Annotated in this window: 25 protein-coding genes and 1 tRNA gene; 5 read left to right on the plus strand and 21 right to left on the minus strand. The window is 55.3% G+C overall.

All coding sequences use genetic code 11. The features are described from left to right. Positions 1-1,122: 1,122 nt before the first annotated feature. The 3 genes from OQK_RS04160 to OQK_RS31840 form a co-directional block, all read right to left on the minus strand. Positions 1,123-1,743, minus strand: coding sequence for a recombinase family protein (locus tag OQK_RS04160; RefSeq protein ID WP_016771251.1), 621 nt, complete (start codon positions 1,741-1,743; stop codon positions 1,123-1,125). Between the two features lie 133 nt (positions 1,744-1,876). Next, positions 1,877-2,092, minus strand: a complete 216-nt coding sequence (locus OQK_RS04165) for a hypothetical protein (RefSeq protein ID WP_016771252.1) — start codon at positions 2,090-2,092, stop codon at positions 1,877-1,879. A gap of 54 nt (positions 2,093-2,146) precedes the next feature. After that, entirely contained in the window at positions 2,147-2,281 is a 135-nt protein-coding gene (locus tag OQK_RS31840; protein ID WP_016771253.1) for a hypothetical protein, read from the minus strand. A 369-nt stretch (positions 2,282-2,650) separates the two neighbouring features. Between OQK_RS31840 and OQK_RS04170 the strand changes: the two genes are divergently transcribed. Continuing rightward, a complete protein-coding gene (locus OQK_RS04170; RefSeq protein ID WP_038860541.1) occupies positions 2,651-3,502 on the plus strand; it encodes an AbiJ-NTD4 domain-containing protein in 852 nt (283 codons plus the stop codon). A 426-nt stretch (positions 3,503-3,928) separates the two neighbouring features. Here the strand turns inward: OQK_RS04170 and OQK_RS04175 are convergent, their stop codons facing one another. The 12 genes from OQK_RS04175 to dapA form a co-directional block, all read right to left on the minus strand. Continuing rightward, on the minus strand, positions 3,929-4,594 hold the full coding sequence (locus OQK_RS04175; RefSeq protein WP_016771255.1) for a hypothetical protein: 666 nt from the start codon (positions 4,592-4,594) through the stop codon (positions 3,929-3,931). Between the two features lie 332 nt (positions 4,595-4,926). Then, positions 4,927-5,328, minus strand: coding sequence for a hypothetical protein (locus OQK_RS04180; protein ID WP_016771256.1), 402 nt, complete (start codon positions 5,326-5,328; stop codon positions 4,927-4,929). Continuing rightward, entirely contained in the window at positions 5,328-6,113 is a 786-nt protein-coding gene (locus OQK_RS04185; protein WP_016771257.1) for a hypothetical protein, read from the minus strand. Before OQK_RS04185 ends, OQK_RS04180 begins: the two co-directional genes overlap by 1 nt. Positions 6,114-6,393: 280 nt before the next feature. Beyond that, on the minus strand, positions 6,394-6,684 hold the full coding sequence (locus tag OQK_RS04190) for a hypothetical protein (protein WP_016771258.1): 291 nt from the start codon (positions 6,682-6,684) through the stop codon (positions 6,394-6,396). Next, positions 6,681-7,070 carry a hypothetical protein gene (locus OQK_RS04195; protein ID WP_016771259.1) on the minus strand — a complete coding sequence of 130 codons (390 nt, stop codon included), beginning with the start codon at positions 7,068-7,070 and terminating at the stop codon, positions 6,681-6,683. Before OQK_RS04195 ends, OQK_RS04190 begins: the two co-directional genes overlap by 4 nt. Next, positions 7,067-7,330 carry a hypothetical protein gene (locus OQK_RS04200; RefSeq protein ID WP_016771260.1) on the minus strand — a complete coding sequence of 88 codons (264 nt, stop codon included), beginning with the start codon at positions 7,328-7,330 and terminating at the stop codon, positions 7,067-7,069. Before OQK_RS04200 ends, OQK_RS04195 begins: the two co-directional genes overlap by 4 nt. Beyond that, positions 7,327-7,833, minus strand: a complete 507-nt coding sequence (locus tag OQK_RS04205) for a hypothetical protein (protein ID WP_016771261.1) — start codon at positions 7,831-7,833, stop codon at positions 7,327-7,329. The genes OQK_RS04200 and OQK_RS04205 overlap by 4 nt, the downstream gene beginning before the upstream one ends. Positions 7,834-9,076: 1,243 nt before the next feature. After that, a tRNA-Ser gene (locus OQK_RS04210) sits at positions 9,077-9,166 on the minus strand. An 84-nt stretch (positions 9,167-9,250) separates the two neighbouring features. Beyond that, positions 9,251-9,964: a phosphoribosylaminoimidazolesuccinocarboxamide synthase gene (gene purC / locus OQK_RS04215; protein WP_016771262.1), complete on the minus strand. Its 714-nt coding sequence runs from the start codon at positions 9,962-9,964 to the stop codon at positions 9,251-9,253. Positions 9,965-9,992: 28 nt separating this feature from the next. After that, complete coding sequence (locus OQK_RS04220) at positions 9,993-10,754, minus strand: MBL fold metallo-hydrolase (protein ID WP_016771263.1); 762 nt, start codon at positions 10,752-10,754, stop codon at positions 9,993-9,995. Positions 10,755-10,760: 6 nt separating this feature from the next. Next, complete coding sequence (gene bamC / locus OQK_RS04225; protein WP_016771264.1) at positions 10,761-11,876, minus strand: outer membrane protein assembly factor BamC; 1,116 nt, start codon at positions 11,874-11,876, stop codon at positions 10,761-10,763. A 17-nt stretch (positions 11,877-11,893) separates the two neighbouring features. After that, positions 11,894-12,772, minus strand: a complete 879-nt coding sequence (gene dapA, locus OQK_RS04230; protein WP_016771265.1) for a 4-hydroxy-tetrahydrodipicolinate synthase — start codon at positions 12,770-12,772, stop codon at positions 11,894-11,896. Between the two features lie 328 nt (positions 12,773-13,100). Between dapA and OQK_RS04235 the strand changes: the two genes are divergently transcribed. Next, entirely contained in the window at positions 13,101-13,661 is a 561-nt protein-coding gene (locus OQK_RS04235; RefSeq protein ID WP_016771266.1) for a glycine cleavage system protein R, read from the plus strand. A gap of 10 nt (positions 13,662-13,671) precedes the next feature. After that, positions 13,672-14,145, plus strand: a complete 474-nt coding sequence (locus tag OQK_RS04240; RefSeq protein WP_016771267.1) for a peroxiredoxin — start codon at positions 13,672-13,674, stop codon at positions 14,143-14,145. Positions 14,146-14,265: 120 nt separating this feature from the next. Here OQK_RS04240 and OQK_RS04245 read toward each other — a convergent pair whose 3' ends face one another. Next, a complete protein-coding gene (locus tag OQK_RS04245; protein ID WP_016771268.1) occupies positions 14,266-15,336 on the minus strand; it encodes an AI-2E family transporter in 1,071 nt (356 codons plus the stop codon). 31 nt (positions 15,337-15,367) lie between these two features. Then, entirely contained in the window at positions 15,368-15,607 is a 240-nt protein-coding gene (locus OQK_RS04250; protein WP_016771269.1) for a sulfurtransferase TusA family protein, read from the minus strand. A gap of 98 nt (positions 15,608-15,705) precedes the next feature. Between OQK_RS04250 and OQK_RS04255 the strand changes: the two genes are divergently transcribed. Then, on the plus strand, positions 15,706-17,139 hold the full coding sequence (locus OQK_RS04255; RefSeq protein WP_016771270.1) for a M48 family metalloprotease: 1,434 nt from the start codon (positions 15,706-15,708) through the stop codon (positions 17,137-17,139). Positions 17,140-17,220: 81 nt separating this feature from the next. Here the strand turns inward: OQK_RS04255 and OQK_RS04260 are convergent, their stop codons facing one another. From OQK_RS04260 to rpoE, 4 genes are all read right to left on the minus strand, one after another. Further along, positions 17,221-18,654, minus strand: coding sequence for a DegQ family serine endoprotease (locus OQK_RS04260; protein ID WP_016771271.1), 1,434 nt, complete (start codon positions 18,652-18,654; stop codon positions 17,221-17,223). A 208-nt stretch (positions 18,655-18,862) separates the two neighbouring features. Further along, entirely contained in the window at positions 18,863-19,828 is a 966-nt protein-coding gene (locus tag OQK_RS04265) for a MucB/RseB C-terminal domain-containing protein (protein ID WP_016771272.1), read from the minus strand. An 8-nt stretch (positions 19,829-19,836) separates the two neighbouring features. After that, the gene (locus OQK_RS04270) at positions 19,837-20,424 is read right to left on the minus strand and encodes a sigma-E factor negative regulatory protein (RefSeq protein WP_008077804.1); all 588 of its coding nucleotides are present in this window, start codon (positions 20,422-20,424) and stop codon (positions 19,837-19,839) included. Between the two features lie 30 nt (positions 20,425-20,454). Next, positions 20,455-21,036 (minus strand): RNA polymerase sigma factor RpoE, encoded by a 582-nt coding sequence (gene rpoE, locus OQK_RS04275; RefSeq protein ID WP_003172477.1) that lies wholly within the window; start codon positions 21,034-21,036, stop codon positions 20,455-20,457. Between the two features lie 557 nt (positions 21,037-21,593). Here rpoE and nadB point away from each other — a divergent pair. Beyond that, a partial coding sequence (gene nadB, locus OQK_RS04280; protein ID WP_038860545.1) for an L-aspartate oxidase occupies positions 21,594-22,724 on the plus strand: 1,131 nt, incomplete at its 3' end.

A 22,724-nucleotide genomic window follows, 5' to 3' on the forward strand; every position in this document is an offset into this window, starting at 1 on the left:
TCTTTATATAGAAGGATTTTGCGTTACGGTTCGTTTGTGCAAAAAAGGACGTAATCCGAGAAATCCGTGACAAACGGTCTGGCTCAGCAACTGGGCGGCCTCCACGCGTTTTCCGCTTTTCTTACACAATTTACGCACAGGCTTATCCACAGGCAGTACGTTGTACGACCCATTGAAACGCATTATCTTGTAGCCCCGAGAACGCCGAGACCCCATATGTTGTGTTTAGATCGGTCTTAAACACTACATATCTGCCTTAAACGGTAAGAATTCAGTGATGGTGAGTGCTCACTAAATCCCTTTCTAGGGCCTCTTGAGGGCCTCTTAGGGGGCTTGTAGGGGGCAAAGACGAATACGGAGGCGGGAACGCAGAGAAATGTGCTGTAGATGCGCCATGGAGGCTTGCAGCGGCAAGAAGAAGTGGATATAGTGCAATCACAAATGCAAACACCGCCAATGAAGGCGGTGTCTGCTGAAGATGTCTACGAGCAGTCGCGTCATGTTTTGACGGACGTAAACGCAACTGCTCGCATCCTCTGAGGCATGCGTTTGAGCACGGTCAAGAGAAGGACGCCATTTAACCGAATTGATGTCTCTACGTCAATCGGTGTTTGATCGGCGGTCGTCTCCAGACTAGTGCGACTTAACTTAACGTACTGGAGACTGCCCTAATGGACATGTCGATTGGCTTCACCCGCAACACAACCGTCGGTGCTAAAACTGTGCCGGTTCGTCAATATCGCCGGTTCCGCTTCGGTGAATGGGAAGATGTCTGCCACCACCGCCGCAGCCCACCTCGCTGACGGTTAGCGACAAGCCACCAAGCTTTCGCTGATTTGGTGGCCCTACCCGCACAATATCTCCCGAACCTAGCCCCCGCCAAAATTCACTGAGCACTCTCGCTCAGCTTCTGCGTTTCCGTCTAAAAAATAAGGTTGGCTCAGTCTTGCCAGCGCTGCTTAACGGCGTGCGATGGGGGCTTGTCTAGTCAGCAGAAATCTAGAAATAACCTCTCCACCAGAGCCCCTACAGCGCTCTCAATGCGCTTGTACAGCTCACCTCAACACTGATATCCAGATGCACAAAGCCCGCACTAGGCGGGCTCTGGGTGGCTCTAACTCACTACTTCATTGCACGCTTGATCCGGTACACAGTCGCTACGCCGCAGTCAGCCAGCTTAGCCACGTCGTCAGCTGATAGGGTTGGGTTCTTGGTGATGACAGCTTGCACCTTCGCCCATACATCAACGTTCTTACCTTTGCCTGATGGCTTCCACTCTGGATCAGCTAGACGTTTGTTGTTCAATCCTTGCTTAATGCGCTCAACACGCTTCTCCTGATCTAGACGCGCCATGGTGGCCATGAGGTCTAAAAGCATGGCGTTGATCACTTCCATGATCTGGCCGGTGATGCCTTTGTCTTCGACCATCATGTGAGAGGTGGGCAGGTCAGCGATTACCAGACGCAGCCCCTTAGCCTTGATCGTGGCTTTCAGAGTCTCCCAGTCAGCCTGTGATAAGCGACTGAGCCGGTCTACAGACTCACATGCGATCACCTCCCCCGGCTGCGCTTCATCGAGCAAGCGCATCAACTCAGGACGGTTGAGCTTGGTTCCGCTGATGTTCTCAGCGTAGACCGCAGCAACGGTTAAGCCCTTTTCAGCAGCGAACGCTTCCAATGCTACCCGAGCACGGTTGGCGTCTTGATCCTTGGTGGAAGCTCTCAGGTAGAGGTGGGCGTTCATGACTGGCTATCCTTTATGCTCTGATTCGATAGACTAATGATAACTCGATCAAATAGCTATTCAGAAATGGCATTTGATAGCAAGTGACGGACGGCTATCGCACTACCAAAAAGGTATAGAACTCAGATAGCAATCATTGGCGGAGCTTGAGGATTCCATCGCTGATGGCGGAGGCGTTCTTATCGAGGGTTTCTAGCGATGCAACAACGCTCTCATGGGTAAAGGGCGAGCCACCTGCTTTGGCCCACAAGGCTAACTCTTCAATGGCTGCCGCAATAGCGTGTTGGTTGTGCAAAAGGAGCGTAAGGACATCTGCTGCGGCGATGTTGGCGTCTGGGATAGTTGGCATGGCATTCATCCTTGAGGGGTGTGAGGGAGACTAGCCACTTCCCTCACGATAAAGCTATTTACCTTTTGGCTTGGTTGGCTTCTTCGGCGGCGGAATCGTCTCCACCGTCGATGTCCCCGGATTCTTCTTGGCCTTGTCAATAGGTATGAATTGCCCGTTGCCAGAGTCCCGACCACGCTTGTTAGCCATACCGTGCTCCTTGATAGCCATCGCCACGTCGGCGACATCATCAAAGCTAGTCGAGGAAGGTCTTTGTGCAAGGTGGCCAGAAGGAAGTGTTCTTTTGCAGAAAACGGTGATTCCGGCTCAAATCTGCCGTTTTGGCGTAGAAACCTCAGGTTGAGGCGTCCGCATCGAATTCAGCTTAACCATGGAAAATGGAAAGGCCCGGAAATGCTGGCTTGCAGCCTAAACCATCAACCAAGAAATCGAAGTAGACCTTCCTTGGATGCAGGGTTTTAGTACGGATTCACCCAAGTTGTTTTGAGATATGGCGGAGGTTACCAATACTCGGAAATAGTGGTGTAGTATCGATTGAAACACAGTGTCGAGGTGGCAATGAGCTTTTCGAAACGGATGGGGATTACGCCAAGCACCAAAGTTATTCAATCGGAATCAATGGATATTGACCTGAGAAACTCACTCTGGAATGCGATAATAGCATTCTACTGGAATCTCTACAGAAGTCCTCCCAGCCGAAATATTGGCCGAGGCGACTTTGTAAGAGGATCGAATCTCCACCAACTTGCAGTTTCCATCTATATGTATCACTACAAGCAACCAATTGACACCATTGACGAATACTGGGAGTATTTCCTTCAAAGAATCAGAGTGACGTTTTTCAAATCGCAATGGCATGCGGTCTATGACTTCGTAGAATTCATAGTGCAAAACGGCCCAGACATTAACAAAAATAAATTCCTCGAAGCTTGCAACGAAATATTTGAACGCGAAAACTCTGCGTATCGATTTGTTGCTGAGCAGATTACCCCTATTACCTCGCCGGAAGAAATCAATGAAATTGAGCAAGCAATACTTAACGCCGACCGATACACCGGGGTAAGAACACACCTTCAAACAGCGCTCGGCCTACTAACTGATAGGCAAAACCCGGACTACCGAAATTCAATTAAAGAAAGCATAAGCGCTGTAGAGTCTCTTGCAAAGAAACTCGTGGGCGATGATAAGGCTACGCTAGGACAGGCGCTGAAAATTCTTGAGACCAAGCACAATCTGCACGGCAGCTTGAAATCAGCGTTCCTCACCCTCTATGGCTACACCAGTGACGCCAGTGGCATCAGACATGCGTTGCTAGACAATACTGCTGCACCAACCAAAGCAGATGCTAGATTCATGCTCATTTGCTGTTCAGCCTTTATCAACTTCGCAATCGACAGCGTCGAAGACTGATGCGTGTTGGTGGTCGCACCGAAAGCGTTTAGCTTTCACGTGGACTCAGCTATGGCGTGACCGCCGACTACCCTCCGGGTATACCTCGACACAAATACAAATAAACAAAAATCCAGCTCTTTGATCTTGCCTTTTGCTTCGGTGCATAAACGAATGCGGACGCATTCAGTAGTAACCCATCAGCGGACGCTGACAGTCATTGCACGTCACCTTCGGTATAGCAGATCAAAAGCGAGGAGCTTTGATGTGTGTTGATATTATTGTATTGGACGGTGGGCTGATCCTGAATCGGGACGATGCGACTAACGCCCTCTCAACGGTGAGATTACATTAGTGCTCACGCACTGACGTTTTCTATATCCGCGTGTAATTAATTCAGACCTACGGTCTAGGGTCGTTCGCTTCTCTCTCTTATCCGCGTGTATTTCAAGCGGTCATATCTTCCACCAGTGAAGCCCTGTACGACGCAATGAAATCAACCTCATAACGTAGAGCGTCCATAACCTCGGGATTGCGTGAGAGGTAGAGGTCAATACCGCCAATAGCGAACTTTGCCGCATTGGCAATACGTCTTGCCTGACTCTCAGAGACTGGTTCAAAGCTACGTGTTCGAATCACAGACCTAACGGTCTCCGTGCTGATGATGTGCAACATACACACCCTCAGAACATCGGCAGGCGAGACATTGAGCGTTCCATTACTCGTTCCGCCTGATGTGTAACAAGCACCGTAGACAAAGTCATCCAGCCACTGCATACCCTCGGAATGAGCCACTTGAACGTAAGGTGCGAGTGTATTTACTAAGACCTTCGGCTTAGGCCCGCGCTTGGCCCTCACCGCATCCAAGTCAATGACGCCGATAGGGATTACGCGCGTCTCGAAGTCACCAACAACCACATGAGAATCTGGATCAAGCAGGTATAGTTCCTGTACGCCATCGGTAGAGGCTCGAGATAGTTCGTAAGCTTCTTGTGTAGGTGTGTATTGCGTGGCGATGTACTCACCGTAGACTTCTCCGGTGTCCTGATCGACTCGGAAACCATCAATGTTGCTAGTGCGAAACTGTTGCGAAAGCTGCAATCGCTTACTCAATTCTATATCTCCTGTATTCAGTTCATGTCATAGGCAAATGCCTCGTGGTGTTGGGTAGGGTCAAATTTTAGGTAGCAGAAAACCACAACTGAAACGACTGCATGGGCGTTAGTGATAGAGTGGGAATTTAGACGAAACGCTAGTTAGACTTTTTATTTCCAGGACATTTCCACTCTGCCTTACGAAGAATGGAAGCCCCGCTTTTGAACATGCAAATGCTGAGGTTAACAATTTTATCAAACACAGCAGCTAGAGCCTCCTACTGACCGAATATTTCGTAGGAAGACTCCATTAGCACTGCGCAAATTAACTACACCATTAATGCTAGCGCTTTAGACGACTTTGGAAGCACAAACTGCTGGAGTTCCAAACCGCTCAATTTCTGAGAACAGCATCGAACAGCCTTTTACATGCTGGAGCGCATCTTCTCTCGTAATCTCGCTCTCTAACTTATAGTCGCAGCGAGCCCGAGTTCTCTTATATCTAACCATCAAACTAGCAAGCTTACTACCTGACTTCTTGATTGAGCGGTACCGCTCAAACAACTGCTCATGAGCTCCACCCTCCACTTTTTGGGCTGCGGGCAGAGCCAATACACCCGCCCGATGTTCAGCCGCATGGTATACAGAATAATAGGCTCTAGAGCAGGCATTTCTAAGAATTATCTCACTTGCCGAAGCTTCAGCAATCATTTGATTTGCAGAATCGATGAACTCCTTCCTGCGTACCGACATTACACATTGCTCCCTTTCGAATCCCAGCGCACACCAAAACTAATAACTCTAGACAAATCGTCCTCAAAATTTTCGCTAAGTGCATCTGCGATGACCCAATCCATCTCTGCCCTCGCGTCCGAATCCAAGCGCACTGCAAATTCGTATGTAATTCCATATTGATCAGAATCAATCGAAAATCTAGGAACAAACCCAATTCTAGAAACGAGTGTTTTTATAACAACAGACACTCGATCCTTTAAAACCGTCTCTTTAACCTCATAGCGCTCAAGCAAAGAGCACATAAGCGGTAATTCCGCACTGGAACCAAACTGCCTCAACAACCTATCTTCTTCACAACCTAATCTGGCGAGCAATTCTTTTATGTGAAGAGCAGACCGAAACAGCCCGGCATGAACGGCCATTCCATATATATCCAGAAGAAGCCCAATATTATCTTTAGGATAATCAAAACTTAAAACATCCGAGATATAGTCAAGCCGACCATATGTTCCACCAACCATCGCACGAGTCATTAACCAATGAATTGATTTACCCCCATAAGGAAGGGAGCGATCTATCAAATCAAAAGCTTTAATCTCTTCCCCCTTAAGAGCCCAAAGAACACCTTGAGACAGTAACGAAGTTTGCTCTAACCCATAAACATCTTCTATTTTACGAAGATCATTCATCAGTTGCATCCAGCTCAACTCATTAACCGGTTGGCCTTCGTTATATACTTTCATACTCATCTCATTGAGACGGGATGTAAGCTCTTGCGTGATTTTTTGGGGGGCAATAGACATTGGGGCTCTCCATAGACCGAGCGATGATAGCACAAACCACCAAATCACAACTGGAAAAAGGCACAACGCCATCATCGCTCTGCGACTTGGTATTCAACCCTCGAACGCCTGACGCAACCGCCCCTGCCCCTACAGCCAACCGAATGAGACCAGTCGCTACCGCATCTGAAACCGTCAAACGCTCGCCTTGGGTCTTGGCTGACTTGGGATCTAGAATCGCCTGAACTATCTTCTCGCGGAAAGCAAGGAATCGCTACGGTCTCTTTCTGGCGAAGGTTGATCAGTTTTTGCCCAGTAGCTCAGCGATGAACGTTACACGTCCGGTGCGCTGAACTGCCTGTCCGAGCTTCAGCTCCCGGCCGAGGCTGGCTCTTACAGTCTTGGCTAGCTTTTCTTGTCCGGCGCTATCGACCTTGACGCCCATCTTTGCGCTCAGCTTCTTCTGAAGTGCGTCTGCCTGCTTCCCGAGTTGAGTCATTTGACGTTCGGCACTTCGCATCATCGCTATGAAACGTTGCAAGCCACTTGGATCAACGTTGAACTTGAAGACGCCGATCAGTTGAGCGATCACATCTTGATGGGAACTAATTTTGTTTCACCGTAGGCGCCAAGACCATGTTTCAATTCCAAGAGCTTGGCGAATACACGATTGAATGCCACTGAGTTGTTCCCGTAGTTAGTTACAGTCGCGCTGCTGTAGTAATCGCCTCGGTTGTTCTTTAAGTAATCGGCAAAGACGGTTTGCACGCTGCGAGAACCTGACAAAGCAAAATAGATAGATCCATCCTGAGCTTTAACCCAGCGGTAAGAGTAATCGACGTCGAATCCGTGGCACTTACGGAGCCACTGACCCATTGCACAGGCGAAGGGACGAATCTTTGGATTTGTCATGTGCGTGATGCTGTGGTGTTGCGGAGATTTTTTCAGCTCTTGAATCGGTGTAGCAGTTTGTGTCATTGCGTTCCTTTGTTCTTCTGGGCTTGTTTAACGGCTTCTACTAACTTACGAGCACGCTCTTGTAGTAACAGCATTTCTGCATAGCTCCCTGCCTCGCTTTGAGAGACTTTAATCGCATCTTCATACACTGGTAGCGCCTCATCTAATACAACCTCTTGCAGAGCCTCTGGCGAGCTTGTAGCTAGTGTGTCTTTGGCATATTTAAGTCTGAGCAAAAGCTCCGTGCCCGATAGAGTGCTCGGATCAATTTTATTGGTCATTGTTTACCTCCAAGAGCTGCCAACACTTCGGCTTCAACGCGAGCATATTCCTCGGCTTCCTGTGCTGCCTTAGCGTCTAACTCGGCCTGTTGCTTTCTGCGCTTCTCGCCAGCCAATAGCGATTCAACTTCTTTAGCCACACACGCAGCTTTAGCATCGGCTAGCTGGGCAAGGTATGTAGCTTCTACGTCAGCCTTAATTTGAGCGATCTCTTGTTCAACCTGTGACTCTGGTTTACGCAAGGAAAGGATTACCCAATCGACTGTTGGCCCTGCAATCACTTTCGGAAGGTGAGCGATTTCCCCTGTGGGTGTATAGCCAAGTCCGATCAACCTGACAAATTCATCAAGGGTATTTTGGAGACCCTGCACTTCAAACTCTTCCATAATACCGAGTTGTTCTCGGCCTTGGATATTACATTGGGGACGGGTTTTGTATTGCCCTACTTCGAAGTCTTGTAGACGCTTTAGATGCGCTGCATCTGGTTGGAACAATTGACTCATGGTATTTACCTCGTTTTTTATGGTGGATTGTGTTGCTTGTTTACGCTGTAGAGCGCGATGATGTTGCATGTAGCATCTGTGGCTACAGGTTTGCTTTGATGCTCTTTGCGTTTGCATGGGTGCGGAACAGACCACGCACGGTCTTACTACGGTTGGCATTCGGCCTCCGGTGAGAATAAGTGGTGTGAGAATAAGGAAACTCAGGTAAAACTTAGCCGGACATTGTCCGGCTATTGAATGAACTGGTCATTCCAAGGGTTACATGAGTGTTTCGAAATTAGTTGTCCATGCCGTCGAGTAGCTGACCGTAGGACTGACGGTGCGGCGGGTGACCTAAACCCACCTAACAGAGAGTTCGACCAAACCGGCCCTGTCAGCGGCTTCGAGGCGGAGAGCGATGACTCCGTGGTCTACATCCACACCGCTCGACAAGTTCACGCTTGGATCGGTGTGGGTGATTCGGAAACGACGAAACCGAACTCAGCTTGGCGGCTGGCCCGGTTAGATATTCTGGAATTTGGTTTGGTGCTGTGAGGGACGAAAAGAATGACAAAAAAACCTGTATCTCTCACTACCTAGTTTACACTACAAACAGTTAGTTGTCAAGCAAAATCTGTGCCATCCATGAAATTAATTTCTACCGGCGGATTGCTGAGCGCCCTGCCTCCCGACCTGAATCGTCCCCAACCATTGGTTTGTTTCGAAAAGAGACATCACATTGCTATTACTTGGATCCAAGCTACGCTCTTGTTGCTTTCAGGTTGCGTATTGCAGCCTGAGCAATACCTGCCATGGGGATATGAAAATGAGCAAGTCACCAATCGGAACTACCCGCAAAACCGGCGAGAAGTCACCAGAGAGTGGCGTATGGGAAACGCAAGATACGCCTTCAACCACAGGGCCATTCGCGGAAGGCAATGTGTTTCCACCACATAACGGCAAAGCTGTTACGTGGAAGTTGATCTCCTACGCTTAAAACGCGTTGCAACATGAAAGCCTCAGCGTATGAGGCTTTTTAATTTCCCTCGCCTCATCTATGAATATCCCCGCTCTCTCTCGCGCCCCACGACCCCGCATAGGCGCCGAGACGTTCCGACTTAGATTGATGGGTGCGAAAGATGGAAAAGACGCTGTAGGAGTGCTGAGAGGGTCTGTCACGGCAGGTATTTTACGTAGAAACGCTACGTAGAATCCTAGAATGAAAAAAGCCCCGAGACCAGAGTCTACGGGGCTTTTAAATGTATGGCGGAGAGATAGGGATTCGAACCCTAGGTACCGGTGAAGGTACAACGGATTTCGAATCCGTCCCATTCGGCCACTCTGGCATCTCTCCAACGGCGCGCATCATAACAACACTTTCGTTGGTTGCGAACCCCCCAAACGAAATTTTTTCCGTGCTATCAGATGCTTGCGTCGATTAAAGCGGTACGCCCAGACGAGCGGCGACTTCTTCGTAGGCTTCGATGACGTCACCGAGGCCCTGGCGGAAGCGGTCCTTGTCCATCTTCTTCTTGGTGTCCTTGTCCCACAGACGGCAGCCGTCCGGGCTGAACTCGTCGCCGAGGACGATGGAACCGTCGCTGAACACGCCGAACTCAAGCTTGAAGTCGACCAGCAGCAGGCCGGCGTCGTCGAACAGTTTGCTCAGGACTTCGTTGACCTTGAGCGACAGTTCCTTCATGCGCGCCAGTTGCTCGGCGGTGCCCCAACCGAACGCCACGACGTGGGATTCGTTGATGAACGGGTCGCCCTTGGCGTCGTCCTTCAAGAACAGTTCGAAGGTGTACGGGTTGAGCTTCATGCCCTCCTCGACGCCCAGACGCTTGACCAGGCTGCCGGCGGCATAGTTACGCACGACGCATTCCACCGGGATCATGTCGAGCTTCTTCACCAGGCATTCGTTGTCGCCCAGCAGTTTGTCGAACTGGGTCGGCACGCCGGCCGCTTCGAGTTTCTGCATGATGAAGGCGTTGAACTTGTTGTTCACCATACCTTTGCGATCAAGCTGTTCGATGCGCTTGCCGTCGAACGCCGAAGTGTCGTTGCGAAACAGCAGGATCAAGCGGTCAGCGTCGTCGGTCTTGTAAACCGATTTGGCTTTGCCGCGGTAGAGTTCTTCACGTTTTTCCATGATGGGCTCCGCTTGCTAAGTAGGTGGGCTAGGCGATGTGGCGCCAGTCGAGCCCTGAATCTTGATCGGCCAGTTGCAGCCAGTCCGGGTCGCACCCGAGGGTGTCGACAAAACATTGCCGGGCCAGCTGCGGCAGGTTGTTCTTGCTGCTCAGATGGGCCAGCACCAGGTGTTGCAAACCCTGCCAGCCCAACTCGGCCACCAGGAATGCCGCCTGATGGTTGTTCAGATGTCCGCGTTCGCCGCCCACCCGTTGCTTGAGAAAGTACGGGTAGTGACCACGGGCCAGCATGTCGCGACAATGGTTCGACTCGATCATCAATGCATCGAGGTCCCGATAGCCATCCAGCACCCGCTCGCAGAACGATCCCAGGTCGGTCAACAGGCCGAAGCGCCGCTGTTCCTGATCGCTGAAGACGTACTGGGTCGGCTCCTGCGCGTCATGGGCCACGGCAATGACCCCGACGTTCAGTGCGCCGATCTGCAGTTGCTCGCCGCCGGCCAGAAAGCCTGCCGGTTCAAGCGGTTTGCGCATCCCGCGCAACGTGCCACGACTGAGGTAGACCGGCAGATTGTAGCGCCGAGACAGTAAACCCACGCCATGCACGTGGTCGGCATGTTCGTGGGTCACGAGTATCGCGCTCAGTTGCGCCGGCTGAACACCCAGGCGCAACAGACGTCTTTCGGTTTCCCGCAGGGAAAAACCACAATCCACCAGCACGTACGTATCAGCACTGGCGATCAGCGTGCCGTTCCCTTGGCTACCGCTGCCGAGAACGGCAAAACGCATATCGGATCAGCCCAGGTTGTCCTGAATCACGCTCAACACTTTACGCGCGACATCGGCCGGCGCGACGGTGTTGATGTTCTTTTCGACGGTGACCTGGATGTTCTCGCCCACCTTGCTCAGGCGAACCTGATAACGCTCGGCGCGGGCTTCGACTTCTTCCTTGCTCGGCGCACTGCCGAACAGGCTGCTGAAGAAGCCAGGCTTGTCGTCTTTCTTCTCGGCTTTTTCGGCCAGGTTGATGTAGTACAGGCCCAGGCTGCGGTTGATGTCTTCAACGCGCCATTCGCCCTGTTCCAGCGCACGGCCGACGCTCGACCAGGCGCGGTCCAGATCGGTACCGACGTTCAACACCGGGTTGCCGCTGCCGTCTTCGTTCAGGCTGACACGGCTCGGCGCGTCGAAATCACGCGAGGCCAGCATCGACACCGAACCGCCCTTCTCGGACGTGCGGCTCATGCTCGCGAGCATGTCGTCGACCAGCGCAGCGTCCAGGCCAGTGTTGACCGAACGGTTGGTAAAGGCCACGTCCGCCGTGCTGCCGGCAGGACGCTCGGCGCTGACCACGTAGATCTCACTGGTGTTGCGCTGCACGCCTGGCTCGATGCGCACACGCACGCGGGTTTCGCTGTCGCTGGCGATACCGGCCGCACTCAGGCGTTTGGCCATCGATGCGGACAACTCGTCGGAGTGCTGCCAGGTGGTGGTGAACTCACCGGTCTGCGGACGCTGTTCATCCAGACGGAAACCGTTGTCCTGGAAGAACTGCAGCGCCACTGGCCAGACTTCGGCCGGCGGGTGCTGAGCCACGACCCAACGCGAATCACCGCTCTTCTGCAGCGAGTAATCAGTTGCGTCGGCAACCGCCGAAAGCGGCTGAGGACGCGGCACGACGTATTCGCCCGTCGCGGTGTCATCGGCCACGTTGCGCGGGATCGGCAACAGCGGATCGAGGCGCTTGGCAGTGCTCACATCCGGTGGCAATTGCATCGGTGCAGTCTGTTGCGCTTGCAGGTAATCGCTTCCACGGTCGCGGAAATAACCTTCCGGCCCCCAGACCCATCCGCAGCCACTGGTGCTGGAGATAATCAAGGCAAGTGCGGAAAGTCCGGCCATTCGCTTCATGCGTTGTACTTCCTCAATTAAACCAGGACGTTGCACTGGCGCAGGGCCGAGCGCAGCGTTTCATGACAAGGGGTGCTCAGCCAGGTCAGTGGCAGGCGGATGCCTTCGTGCATCAGGCCCATTTCGACCAAAGCCCACTTCACCGGAATCGGGTTGGCTTCGATGAACAGGTCCTTGTGCAGCGGCATCAGTTTTTCGTTGATTGCGCGTGCGGTATCGGCGTCGCCCTTGAGCGCGGCCTCGCACAGGTCAGCCATTTCGCGCGGGGCGACGTTGGCGGTGACCGAAATGTTGCCTTTGCCGCCCAGCAGGATCAGCTCGACAGCGGTCGGATCATCGCCGGACAGCACGATGAAATCCTTGCTCACGCCATCGATGATCGCTTTGGCGCGCTTGAGGTCGCCGGTGGCTTCCTTGATGCCGATGATGTTCGGCACGGTGGACAGGCGAATCACCGTCTCGGCCTGCATGTCGCAGGAGGTGCGGCCGGGAACGTTGTAGAGAATCTGCGGAATGTCCACCGCCTCAGCGATGTGCTTGAAGTGCTGGTACAGGCCTTCCTGGGTCGGCTTGTTGTAATAAGGAACCACCAGCAGGCAGGCATCGGCGCCGGCGGCCTTGGCGTTGCGGGTCAGCTCGACGGCTTCGCGGGTCGAGTTGGCGCCGGTGCCGGCGATGACCGGAATGCGCCCGGCAACCTGTTTGACCACGGCTTTGATGACGGCGATGTGCTCTTCTACATCAAGGGTGGCCGACTCGCCGGTAGTACCGACGGCGACGATGGCATGGGTGCCGTTCTTGAGGTGGAAGTCCACGAGTTTGCTGAGGCTGTCCCAGTCAAGACGCCCTTGTGCATCCATGGGAGTGACCAGTGCCACCATACTGCCCGCAATCATGAAACCGCTCCTGCCGGAAAAAGAGAGCGGTAATGGTACTGGCGCCAAGATGCTTGCACAAGCGAAGTACTGCGCCGCCGCCATTCCCCTTGGCGCCGCTTTTCGCTACCCTTCAGACTTTGATCGGTACAGATCAGCTTGTACGCCGGGTTTCAGCCTCCCCTTTCGGCCTCCCAGGCCCCGTTCCTGCGTCGCATCGACGCGCTCCCGCACAGCGGAGCGAGCCGCGAACGCTGGCCGGGGCTCTTTATACGGACCGCCAGAACAGGCACTCCCGGCCGCCAACGCCCGTCAACCTACCGACCGCTCATCGCTTTAGGAATGCTGCATGTCCACCCCCACAGTTCGCGAACAATTCCTTGTCATCAGTGCCCTCGGCGCCAACCCCATGGAGCTGACCAACGTCCTGTGCCGCGCCAGCCATGAAAACCGCTGCGCCGTCGTCACCTCTCGCCTGACCCGCCACGGCGAGTGCAGCGCCCTGGTGCTGGAAATTTCCGGCAGCTGGGACGCCCTCGCGCGCCTCGAAGGCAGCCTGCCAGTGCTGGCCAAGCGTCACGCTTTCACCGTCAACGTGGTGCGCAGCGCCGCTCTGGAAAATCGCCCGCAGGCGCTGCCTTACGTGGCTTACGTCAGCTCGGCGTATCGCCCGGACATCATCAATGAGCTGTGCCAGTTCTTCATGGACCACAACGTCGAGCTGGAAAACCTCACCTGCGACACCTATCAGGCGCCACAGACCGGCGGCACCATGCTCAACGCCACGTTCACCGTGACCCTGCCGGCCAACACCCAGATCAGCTGGCTGCGCGATCAGTTCCTCGATTTCGCCGACGCGATGAACCTGGATGCCCTGATCGAGCCTTGGCGCCCACAAAACCCAATGTAAGGAAGCTTTCATGGCCGTTGCCATCGACCAACCGGTTGCGGATTTCACCGCACCTGCGACCAGCGGGCAGACCGTCAGCCTGTCCGAACTCAAGGGCAAGCAAGTTGTGATCTACTTCTACCCGAAGGACAGCACCCCGGGCTGCACCACTCAGGGCCAGGGCTTTCGCGATCAATATGCGGCATTCAAGGCTGCCAACACCGAAGTCTTCGGCATTTCCCGCGACAGCTTGAAGTCGCACGAAAACTTCAAAGGCAAACAGGAATTTCCGTTCGAGTTGATCAGCGACAAGGACGAAGCGGTTTGCCAGCTGTTCGACGTGATCAAGCTGAAAAAACTGTATGGCAAGGAATACCTGGGCGTTGATCGCAGCACTTTCCTGATTGATAAGGACGGTGTGCTGCGTCAGGAATGGCGTGGCGTGAAAGTGCCGGGGCATGTTGATGCCGTGCTGGCGGCGGCTGAGGCTCTGAATAAAGCCTGATGTTTTTGCTGCGTCGTCACCGACGCCATCGCTGGCAAGCCAGCTCCCACAGGGTTCCGCACATACAAAACCTGTGGGAGCTGGCTTGCCAGCGATGAGGCCAAAAGCCTCTACCCCGATCTAAAGCAACGGCGCCACCACCGGTTCCTTGCGCGGCCACGCATCGAGCACAGCCTTGAACAGCGTCGCCAGCGGGATCGCAAAGAACACCCCCCAGAATCCCCACAATCCGCCAAACAACAGCACCGCGCAGATGATTGCCACCGGATGCAGATTCACTGCTTCCGAAAACAGCAACGGCACCAGCACGTTGCCGTCCAGCGTCTGAATGATTCCGTAAACCGCCATCAGGTAGATGAACTGATCGCTCCAGCCCCACTGGAACAGCGCAATCAGCAGCACCGGCACGGTCACCACTACCGCACCGACATACGGCACCACCACCGACAAGCCGACCAGCAACGCCAGCAGCGCCGCGTAGTTCAGGCCCAGCGCGATGAAGGCGATGTAGGTCACGCCGCCGCAAATCACGATCTCGATGCCTTTGCCACGTATGTAATTGGCGATCTGCCGGTTCATTTCCTGGGCGACGCGGGTGATCAGCGCGCGCTCGCGAGGCAGATAGCCGCGCACCCACTCGCCGATCATCGCCCGATCCTTGAGGAAGAAGAACACCAGAATCGGCACCAGCACCAGGTAGATCATGATGTTCACCAGCAGTGGCAAACTCGACAACGAGAAAGTCAGTGCCCACTGACCGAACTTGCCAATCTCGCCCCGCGCCGCTTCGATCGCTTGCAGGACTTGCTCGTCAGACACCAGATGCGGATAGCGCTCGGGCAATAGAAGCAGCAGCGATTGCCACTTGGCGAGCATGCCCGGCAACTCGTTGAACAGCGTGATCAACTGATGCCACAGCAATGGCAGCACTACGACGATAAACAGCATCAGCGCGCCCATGAACAGCGCAAACACCAGCCCCACGGCCACCCCGCCGGGCACACGCAGCCGCTCGAGCGTCACCACCAGGCCCTGCATCAGATACGCCAGCACCATCCCGGCCAAAACCGGCGCAAGCATGCCGCCGAGGGTGAGCACGGCGGTGAAGGCGAGAAACAGCAGCACTGCCAGCACCACGGCTTCTTCATCGGAGAAGTAGCGCTGAATCCAGTCGCGTAACACTTTGAACATCAATAATCCCTTCGATTTTAGGCGCGGCGCTTCAGGCTTTTTTCAACCAGTAACGGTAGACGCCAGCCTCGTCTTCTTCGCGCAACAGCGCATGACCGGCGAGTTTGGCAAAGGTACGGAAGTCGCGTTGCGAGCCGGCATCGGTAGCGATCACCTTGAGCACAGCGCCACTTTGCAGTTTGTTGAGTTCCATTTTTGCCTTGAGCAACGGCAACGGACAGTTCAGGCCACTGGCGTCCAGTTCCACGTCATGGGCTACAGCGTCAGTCATTGCGTCACTCCGGTTCGGGTTGTCGAGCTGCCTAGAATATCTGGTCGCGGCTTCGGTGTCCGGCTACAGTAAGGTCTTTGTCCTCCAAGGCTTTGTGCATGACTTTTCTGCGCCCTACCCTGCTGACGCTCGCTTGCCTGCTCGCCTCACCAGGCTTTGCCGACGATCTGCCGTCACTCGGCGACGCCAGCTCTGCCATTGTCTCGCCGCAACAGGAATACCAGCTCGGCCGCGCCTGGCTGGCCATGCTGCGCAGTCAGGTTTCCCAGCTCAACGATCCGCAGCTCAAGGATTACGTCGAATCCAGCGTGTACAAGCTGGTCGAGACCAGCCAGGTCTCCGACAGGCGCCTGGAATTCATCCTGATCAACAGCCCACAACTCAACGCCTTCGCAGCGCCGGGCGGCGTGGTCGGGGTCAACGGCGGCCTGTTCCTCAACGCCCAGACCGAAGGTGAATACGCCTCGGTGCTCGCTCACGAACTGGCGCACTTGTCGCAACGTCACTTCGCTCGAGGCGTCGAAGCCTCACAAAGAATGCAGGTGCCGATGATGGCCGCGTTGCTGGCGGGTATCGTCATCGCGGCGGCAGGCGGCGGTGATGCTGGCATCGCCACCATCGCTGGCACCCAGGCTGCGGCGTTGCAGGAACAACGGCGCTTCTCGCGGCAGAATGAACAGGAAGCGGACCGCATCGGCATCCTCAACCTGGAAAAGGCCGGTTACGATCCGCGCTCGATGCCGACCATGTTCGAGCGCCTGATGCGCCAGTACCGCTTCGACGCCAAGCCGCCGGAATTCCTCCTGACTCACCCGGTCACCGAATCGCGTATCGCCGACACCCGCAACCGCGCCGAGCAGGCGAAACCGGGCGGCATCGAAGACAGCATGCGCTACCAGTTGATTCGCGCGCGGGTGCAGTTGATCTACGAAGAAACCCCGGGGCTGGGCGCCAAGCGTTTCCACGCCCTGCTCGATGAAAACCCGAAAAATGATGTCGCGCGATACGGCCTCGCCATCGCGCAAATCAAGGGTGGCCAGCTCAACGAAGCGCGAGAGAACCTCAAGCAATTGTTGGCCAAGTCGCCGAACGAGATCATCTACAACCTCGCGCAGGTCGATCTGGACATCACCAACAATCGTCTGCCTGATGCGCAGTCACGGGTCGACCGCATGCTTACGCAGTTCCCGGGCAACTATCCGCTGAATCAGGTGCGTGTCGATCTGCTGTTGAAGCAGAATCGCGCCGCCGATGCCGAGAAGGCACTCGACAGCCTGCTCAAGTCACGCCCGGATGATCCGGACGTCTGGTATCAGGTTGCTGAAACCCGCGGCTTGTCGGGCAACATCATCGGCCTGCATCAGGCGCGCGCCGAGTATTTTGCACTGGTCGGCGATTACCGCCAAGCCATTCAGCAGCTGGACTTCGCCAAGCGCAAGGCGGGCAACAACTTCCCGCTGTCCTCGCGCATCGATGCCCGCCAGCGCGAGTTGATGGAGCAGGAGCGTATGGTCAAGGACATGATGGGCTGAGTCTTTCGAGACAAGACAAAAACTGCAGACACAAAAAAACCGCCTCTTTCGAGGCGGTTTCTTTTTTACCTTGTTGCTGGCTTATTCCGCCAGTTTGAAGGTGATGAAGCTGGCACGGCCCTGACGCAGCACGCGCATCGACACCGAACGGTTCTTCGGCAACGCCTTGGCGATGTCGGTGAACTCCTTGGCCGAGCCGATGGCCTGATTATTCAGGTGGGTGATCACGTCACCCGGTTGCAGACCGATCAGGGCCGCAGGACCGTCCTGCACTTCCTTGATCACCACACCACCTTTGAGGTCGTAGGTTTTCTTCTGCTCGGCGGTCAATTCACCGACCGCAACACCGAGGCGGTTGCTGCTGCTTTCAGCGCCGGATTTCGGCAGACCTGCCAGCTCTTTGTCCTCGTCCGGGATTGCGCCGACGGTCAGCTCGACGTTCTTGCGCTTGCCTTCACGAATCACTTCCAGATTGGCTTTGGCGCCAGCCTTCAGCGCGCCGACCAGATGCGGCAGATCGGCGGACATGACGATCGGCTGACCGTTCATGCTCAGGATCACGTCGCCAACCTGCAGGCCGCCCTTGGCCGCAGGGCCGTCATCCTGGATCTGCGCTACCAGCGCGCCAGCTGGCTTGTCCAGACCGAACGACTCGGCCAGATCCTTGTTCACTTCCTGAATGACCACGCCCAGCCAGCCGCGGCTGACTTTGCCACCGCTTTTGAGCTGATTGGAAACATCCATCGCCACGTCGATCGGAATGGCGAAAGACACGCCCATGAAGCCACCGGAGCGGGTGTAGATCTGCGAGTTGATGCCGACCACTTCACCGTTCAGGTTGAACAGCGGGCCACCGGAGTTGCCCGGGTTGATCGGCACGTCGGTCTGAATGAACGGCACATAGTTTTCGTTTGGCAGGCTACGACCGACGGCGCTGACGATGCCTTGGGTCACGGTGTGGTCAAAGCCGAATGGCGAACCGATCGCCACAACCCACTGGCCGGCCTTCAGGTCCTGGGATTTGCCGAGCTTGAGCACCGGCAGATCCTTGCCTTCGATTTTCAGCAACGCCACGTCAGAGCGTGGATCGGTGCCGACCAGTTTGGCCTTCATCTCACTGCGATCAGCCAGACGGACGAGGATTTCGTCAGCATCGGCGATCACGTGGTTGTTGGTGAGAATGTAGCCATCCGGCGAAATGATGAAACCCGAACCCAGCGATTGCGCTTCACGCTGGCGGCCATCGCCACGTGGCGAGCGCTGCTGAGGCGGCATGCCGCGCTCGAAGAATTCGCGCAGCATCGGTGGCAGGCCTTCCAGATCCGGCATCTGCTGGTTGACCCGACGGTCCGGCAGTTTCTGCGTGGTACTGATGTTCACCACCGCTGGCGACGCTTGTTCGACCAATTGGGTGAAATCAGGCAGATCGGCCGCTTGCGCAGCAGGCACCGCCTGACCGAGCAACAGCACGGTGGCGAAGATGGAAAGGTAAGACTTCAAACTTGGTATCGACATACAGCTCCCGTTACGACGAGCAGGGTTAAGCGATATGGAGCAAAGGAACACCGGAAACCACAGACCGGCATTTTTGTTCCGGGAACAACAAACAAGGCCAGAGCCGTGAGGCTCTGACCTATAAAAAATTTTCAGGGGTTTTGCAAATGAAAATGCTCAGCAAACATTTCGACGTCTCGACGACGAAGTGGAAATGACTGAAATCAGCTCACTGCTTGCTGGTCGCAGCGCCATCGTTGTTACGCATCGATAGAGCGATTCGTTCGGCGGTGCCAATCGGGATTTCGCCGACCACCGTGACCATCATTTCACCCTGCGGCGTGGTCAGGCGACGGGATACCGCGACGGTCGGGCCCAACTGAGTGCGGGTGTCAGTGACGGTTGCGCCATTCAACGGTTCAAGGAACACCGAAAAACGCGCCAGACCATCGTCATACATCAGACTGCTGACCTGGGTCTTGGTCTGCGCATCCTTGTGCGAACTGCTGCTGGTCAGCTCAAAGCCTGGCGGGAGCCAGTCCGAACGCCAGTTTTGCACGGTTTTAGCTGCAGAAGCCTTGTCGCTTGCGATATTGATCGGCTTACAATCCGGGTCCGCCAACAAGTCCTTGTCCGACGGGATTTCATCCGTGTCGAGGCTGGTGAACTGGAAACGCTCGAGCAACTGCCCTTTGTCGTTCAACAGTAACGACTTGAGCGGCAGCCCGGTTTTCTTGTCCAGATGCAGCTCGAAACCGTAACGGTGCTGATCACGAGGGGTCAGCGACACGATCACTGCATCACGACCGGCCACGCGCGACTTGCCAATGACGGCAAGGTCATACCAATTCTTCAGCTTTTTGGGATCCAGCGCACGGGCGGCAGCGTTGGGTGAATCACCCAATCCCGCAATCAGGGTGCCGCTGACGCATTGAGTACGTCCATCAATGCGCACGACTTCCTGAGCCGAACCGTCGAGCTGCAATAACCGCTCGCGGACCTGGCCATTCTGGACGCGATGCCAGATGTTGTGCGTGGAAAAACTGCCGTTGCGCTCGTAAACGAAAGTGCCGTGAAAGCTTTGCTGCTGCTCGGCCTGGCCCAGACGGGTCAACCAGTCCTGGGCCTCGTCAGCGTGGGCTGGAACGATGAACCAGCCACTGAGCAGAAGCGAAAGTAGGGGGATGGCGCGCATGATCCTCCTTAACGGTTTTCCAGGCTTGCGGCACGTGCGTATGGCAGCGCGCTTTCAGTTCCTTTGAGTGCAGCCTGCTGAGCGTGCTGACGCAGATAGCCTGGCAGACGCTGATCATGCCAGCCTGGCTGACCTTGCAGAACGCCGTTGGCCATCGGACCAGTCGCTTCCGAGCTTTCGCTATAACCAGCCAGAACTGCCGGACCCTTGACCTGTGGAGTGGCCAAAGTAGGCTGGTTCGACTGCTGGGCCAGTTCAACACCAGCGATTTCGTCCTGGTTGTACAGGCGAACACCGGCCAGAACGGCCACGGTTACCGAAGCGGCAACAGCGAGGCGACCCAGGTTGCGCCATGGGCTGCGGGATACTTTGGCCGGGGCCGTTTCGTCTTCCAGCGCAGCGGACACTGCCGCAGCGATATCCAGACGCGGAAGCAGCAGATCCTTGTGCATGGCTGCCCGAGCGATCTGGTAACGAGCCCAGGTCTCACGGGTATCAACATCATCCAGTGCGCTGAGCACTCGACGCAATTCCAGTTCGTCCGCTTCGTTATCCATCACTGCGGACAGCGATTCCTGCAGGGCTTCACGACTCATGGCGTTCCTCTCTTGGCTGTCGCCGCTGTCTCAGTTTTCCTGCAACAACGGTTGCAGGGCTTTGTCGATGGCCTCCCGAGCGCGGAAAATCCGGGAGCGCACGGTACCCACCGGACACTGCATGACGCTCGCAATGTCCTCGTAACTCAGACCATCGAATTCACGTAAAGTTAAAGCCGTACGCAAATCCTCTGGCAGTTGCTGGATGGTCCGATGGACAGTGCCTTCGATCTCATCCCGCAGCAATGCACGTTCCGGTGATTCGAGATCCTTGAGGCCGTGATCGCCATCGTAGAACTCTGCATCCTCCGAACTTACATCGCTATCCGGCGGCCGACGGCCGCGGGAAACCAGGTAGTTCTTTGCCGTGTTAATGGCAATACGGTACAGCCACGTATAAAACGCACTGTCACCGCGGAAATTTCCAAGTGCCCGATACGCCTTGATAAAGGCTTCCTGAGCAACGTCCTGGGCTTCATGGGTGTCGTGCACAAAACGCACGATCAACCCGAGAATTTTGTGCTGATATTTCAGCACCAGCAGATCGAAAGCTCGCTTGTCGCCACGCTGAACGCGTTCGACCAGCTGCTGATCCTCTTCCTGGGTTAGCATGAACACTCCTCGATAAGCCCGGAGGAGACTTGCATTACTAAACGACCAGACTTGCAAACATAGACTCGGGCTTTTCGCAAAAGTTCTCCCCCTCCAAGCAAGTTTCCTGCGGGCTCTGATTTGGCACGCACGAAAAACGCAGCGCGGGATAAACCGGCTGCGCGAATAATCTTGTTATCGGTTTCGCCGGCAGGAATCCAAACGCAGATTCCGCACTGAAGCCGACACTGTCCCTGGTTTCTGGCACCGTCTATTGATCTTGGGCCTTTGGCAAAAGTTCCAATTATTTATAGCCGTACCCACCTGACATTGCGCAACCCTGCTCGGAAAAGACTGTTTCAGCGCCGATACAGGTGTCATTTTTCAAAACCGATGAAAAAAACTTCCGACGAAGCACAGCGCTTTTTATCGCGCAGTAGTCTCACAATGCCATCTGGGCCCGGCTATTGTGCCGCCCAACCCCTCTATATACTAGTGGGCTGTGTGGCTGTCTTGACTCGCCGATCCAGCTGTCTTGCGCCAACCCCGACCCGGGTCGCTTTGAGCGGAATCCTGAAATGAGCCAACAGTTCCAACACGATGTTCTGGTGATTGGCAGCGGTGCTGCCGGTTTGACTCTCGCTTTGACCTTGCCCGGTCATCTGCGCATTGCCGTATTGAGCAAAGGCGATCTCGCCAACGGTTCGACATTCTGGGCCCAGGGCGGCGTTGCCGCCGTGCTCGACGATACCGACACTGTCGAATCCCATGTCGACGACACCCTCAATGCGGGCGGCGGCTTGTGCCATGAAGACGCCGTACGCTTCACCGTCGAGCACAGCCGCGAAGCCATCCAATGGCTGATTGACCAGGGCGTGCCCTTCACCCGCGACGAACAGTCCGGCACTGAAGACGGTGGTTTCGAATTTCACCTGACCCGCGAAGGTGGCCACAGCCATCGACGGATCATCCATGCTGCCGACGCCACCGGCGCTGCGATCTTCAAGACCTTGCTGGCCCAGGCCAAAGAGCGCGAGAACATCGAACTGCTGGAACAGCGGGTGGCCGTTGATCTGATCACCGAGCGCCGCTTGGGCATGGAAGGCGATCGCTGCCTCGGCTCCTACGTACTGAACCGCGCCACCGGCGAAGTCGACACCTACGGCGCACGTTTCGTGATTCTGGCCTCGGGCGGCGCGGCCAAGGTCTACCTTTATACCAGCAACCCCGACGGCGCCTGCGGTGACGGCATCGCCATGGCCTGGCGTTCCGGTTGCCGGGTGGCGAACCTGGAATTCAACCAGTTCCATCCGACCTGTCTGTATCACCCGCAAGCCAAGAGTTTCCTGATCACTGAAGCGTTGCGTGGCGAAGGCGCGCATTTGAAGCTGCCCAACGGCGAGCGCTTCATGTATCGCTTCGACAAACGCGCCGAGCTGGCGCCTCGTGACATTGTCGCGCGGGCCATCGACCATGAAATGAAGCGCCTGGGTGTCGACTGCGTTTATCTCGACATCAGCCACAAGCCTGAATCGTTCGTCAAAAGCCACTTCCCGACTGTTTATGAGCGCTGCCTGGGCTTCGGCATCGACATCACCAAACAACCGATCCCCGTGGTTCCCGCCGCGCACTACACCTGTGGCGGGGTGATGGTCGATCAGCACGGTCGCACCGACGTGCCCGGCCTCTATGCGATCGGCGAAACCAGC

It is taken from the genome of Pseudomonas sp. R62 (genome assembly GCF_000257605.1).
In the GTDB taxonomy this organism is placed as follows: Bacteria; Pseudomonadota; Gammaproteobacteria; order Pseudomonadales; family Pseudomonadaceae; genus Aquipseudomonas; species Aquipseudomonas atacamensis.

Excerpts from the sequence above, each read along its gene's own strand:
- OQK_RS04160 (WP_016771251.1), bottom strand. The coding sequence starts at position 1,743 with ATGAACGCCCACCTCTACCTGAGAGCTTCCACCAAGGATCAAGACGCC.
- OQK_RS04165 (WP_016771252.1), bottom strand. The coding sequence starts at position 2,092 with ATGCCAACTATCCCAGACGCCAACATCGCCGCAGCAGATGTCCTTACG.
- OQK_RS31840 (WP_016771253.1), bottom strand. The coding sequence starts at position 2,281 with ATGGCTAACAAGCGTGGTCGGGACTCTGGCAACGGGCAATTCATACCT.
- OQK_RS04170 (WP_038860541.1), top strand. The coding sequence starts at position 2,651 with ATGAGCTTTTCGAAACGGATGGGGATTACGCCAAGCACCAAAGTTATT.
- OQK_RS04180 (WP_016771256.1), bottom strand. The coding sequence starts at position 5,328 with ATGTCGGTACGCAGGAAGGAGTTCATCGATTCTGCAAATCAAATGATT.
- OQK_RS04185 (WP_016771257.1), bottom strand. The coding sequence starts at position 6,113 with ATGTCTATTGCCCCCCAAAAAATCACGCAAGAGCTTACATCCCGTCTC.
- OQK_RS04195 (WP_016771259.1), bottom strand. The coding sequence starts at position 7,070 with ATGACACAAACTGCTACACCGATTCAAGAGCTGAAAAAATCTCCGCAA.
- OQK_RS04200 (WP_016771260.1), bottom strand. The coding sequence starts at position 7,330 with ATGACCAATAAAATTGATCCGAGCACTCTATCGGGCACGGAGCTTTTG.
- OQK_RS04205 (WP_016771261.1), bottom strand. The coding sequence starts at position 7,833 with ATGAGTCAATTGTTCCAACCAGATGCAGCGCATCTAAAGCGTCTACAA.
- purC (WP_016771262.1), bottom strand. The coding sequence starts at position 9,964 with ATGGAAAAACGTGAAGAACTCTACCGCGGCAAAGCCAAATCGGTTTAC.
- OQK_RS04220 (WP_016771263.1), bottom strand. The coding sequence starts at position 10,754 with ATGCGTTTTGCCGTTCTCGGCAGCGGTAGCCAAGGGAACGGCACGCTG.
- bamC (WP_016771264.1), bottom strand. The coding sequence starts at position 11,876 with ATGAAGCGAATGGCCGGACTTTCCGCACTTGCCTTGATTATCTCCAGC.
- dapA (WP_016771265.1), bottom strand. The coding sequence starts at position 12,772 with ATGATTGCGGGCAGTATGGTGGCACTGGTCACTCCCATGGATGCACAA.
- OQK_RS04235 (WP_016771266.1), top strand. The coding sequence starts at position 13,101 with ATGTCCACCCCCACAGTTCGCGAACAATTCCTTGTCATCAGTGCCCTC.
- OQK_RS04240 (WP_016771267.1), top strand. The coding sequence starts at position 13,672 with ATGGCCGTTGCCATCGACCAACCGGTTGCGGATTTCACCGCACCTGCG.
- OQK_RS04245 (WP_016771268.1), bottom strand. The coding sequence starts at position 15,336 with ATGTTCAAAGTGTTACGCGACTGGATTCAGCGCTACTTCTCCGATGAA.
- OQK_RS04250 (WP_016771269.1), bottom strand. The coding sequence starts at position 15,607 with ATGACTGACGCTGTAGCCCATGACGTGGAACTGGACGCCAGTGGCCTG.
- OQK_RS04255 (WP_016771270.1), top strand. The coding sequence starts at position 15,706 with ATGACTTTTCTGCGCCCTACCCTGCTGACGCTCGCTTGCCTGCTCGCC.
- OQK_RS04260 (WP_016771271.1), bottom strand. The coding sequence starts at position 18,654 with ATGTCGATACCAAGTTTGAAGTCTTACCTTTCCATCTTCGCCACCGTG.
- OQK_RS04265 (WP_016771272.1), bottom strand. The coding sequence starts at position 19,828 with ATGCGCGCCATCCCCCTACTTTCGCTTCTGCTCAGTGGCTGGTTCATC.
- OQK_RS04270 (WP_008077804.1), bottom strand. The coding sequence starts at position 20,424 with ATGAGTCGTGAAGCCCTGCAGGAATCGCTGTCCGCAGTGATGGATAAC.
- rpoE (WP_003172477.1), bottom strand. The coding sequence starts at position 21,036 with ATGCTAACCCAGGAAGAGGATCAGCAGCTGGTCGAACGCGTTCAGCGT.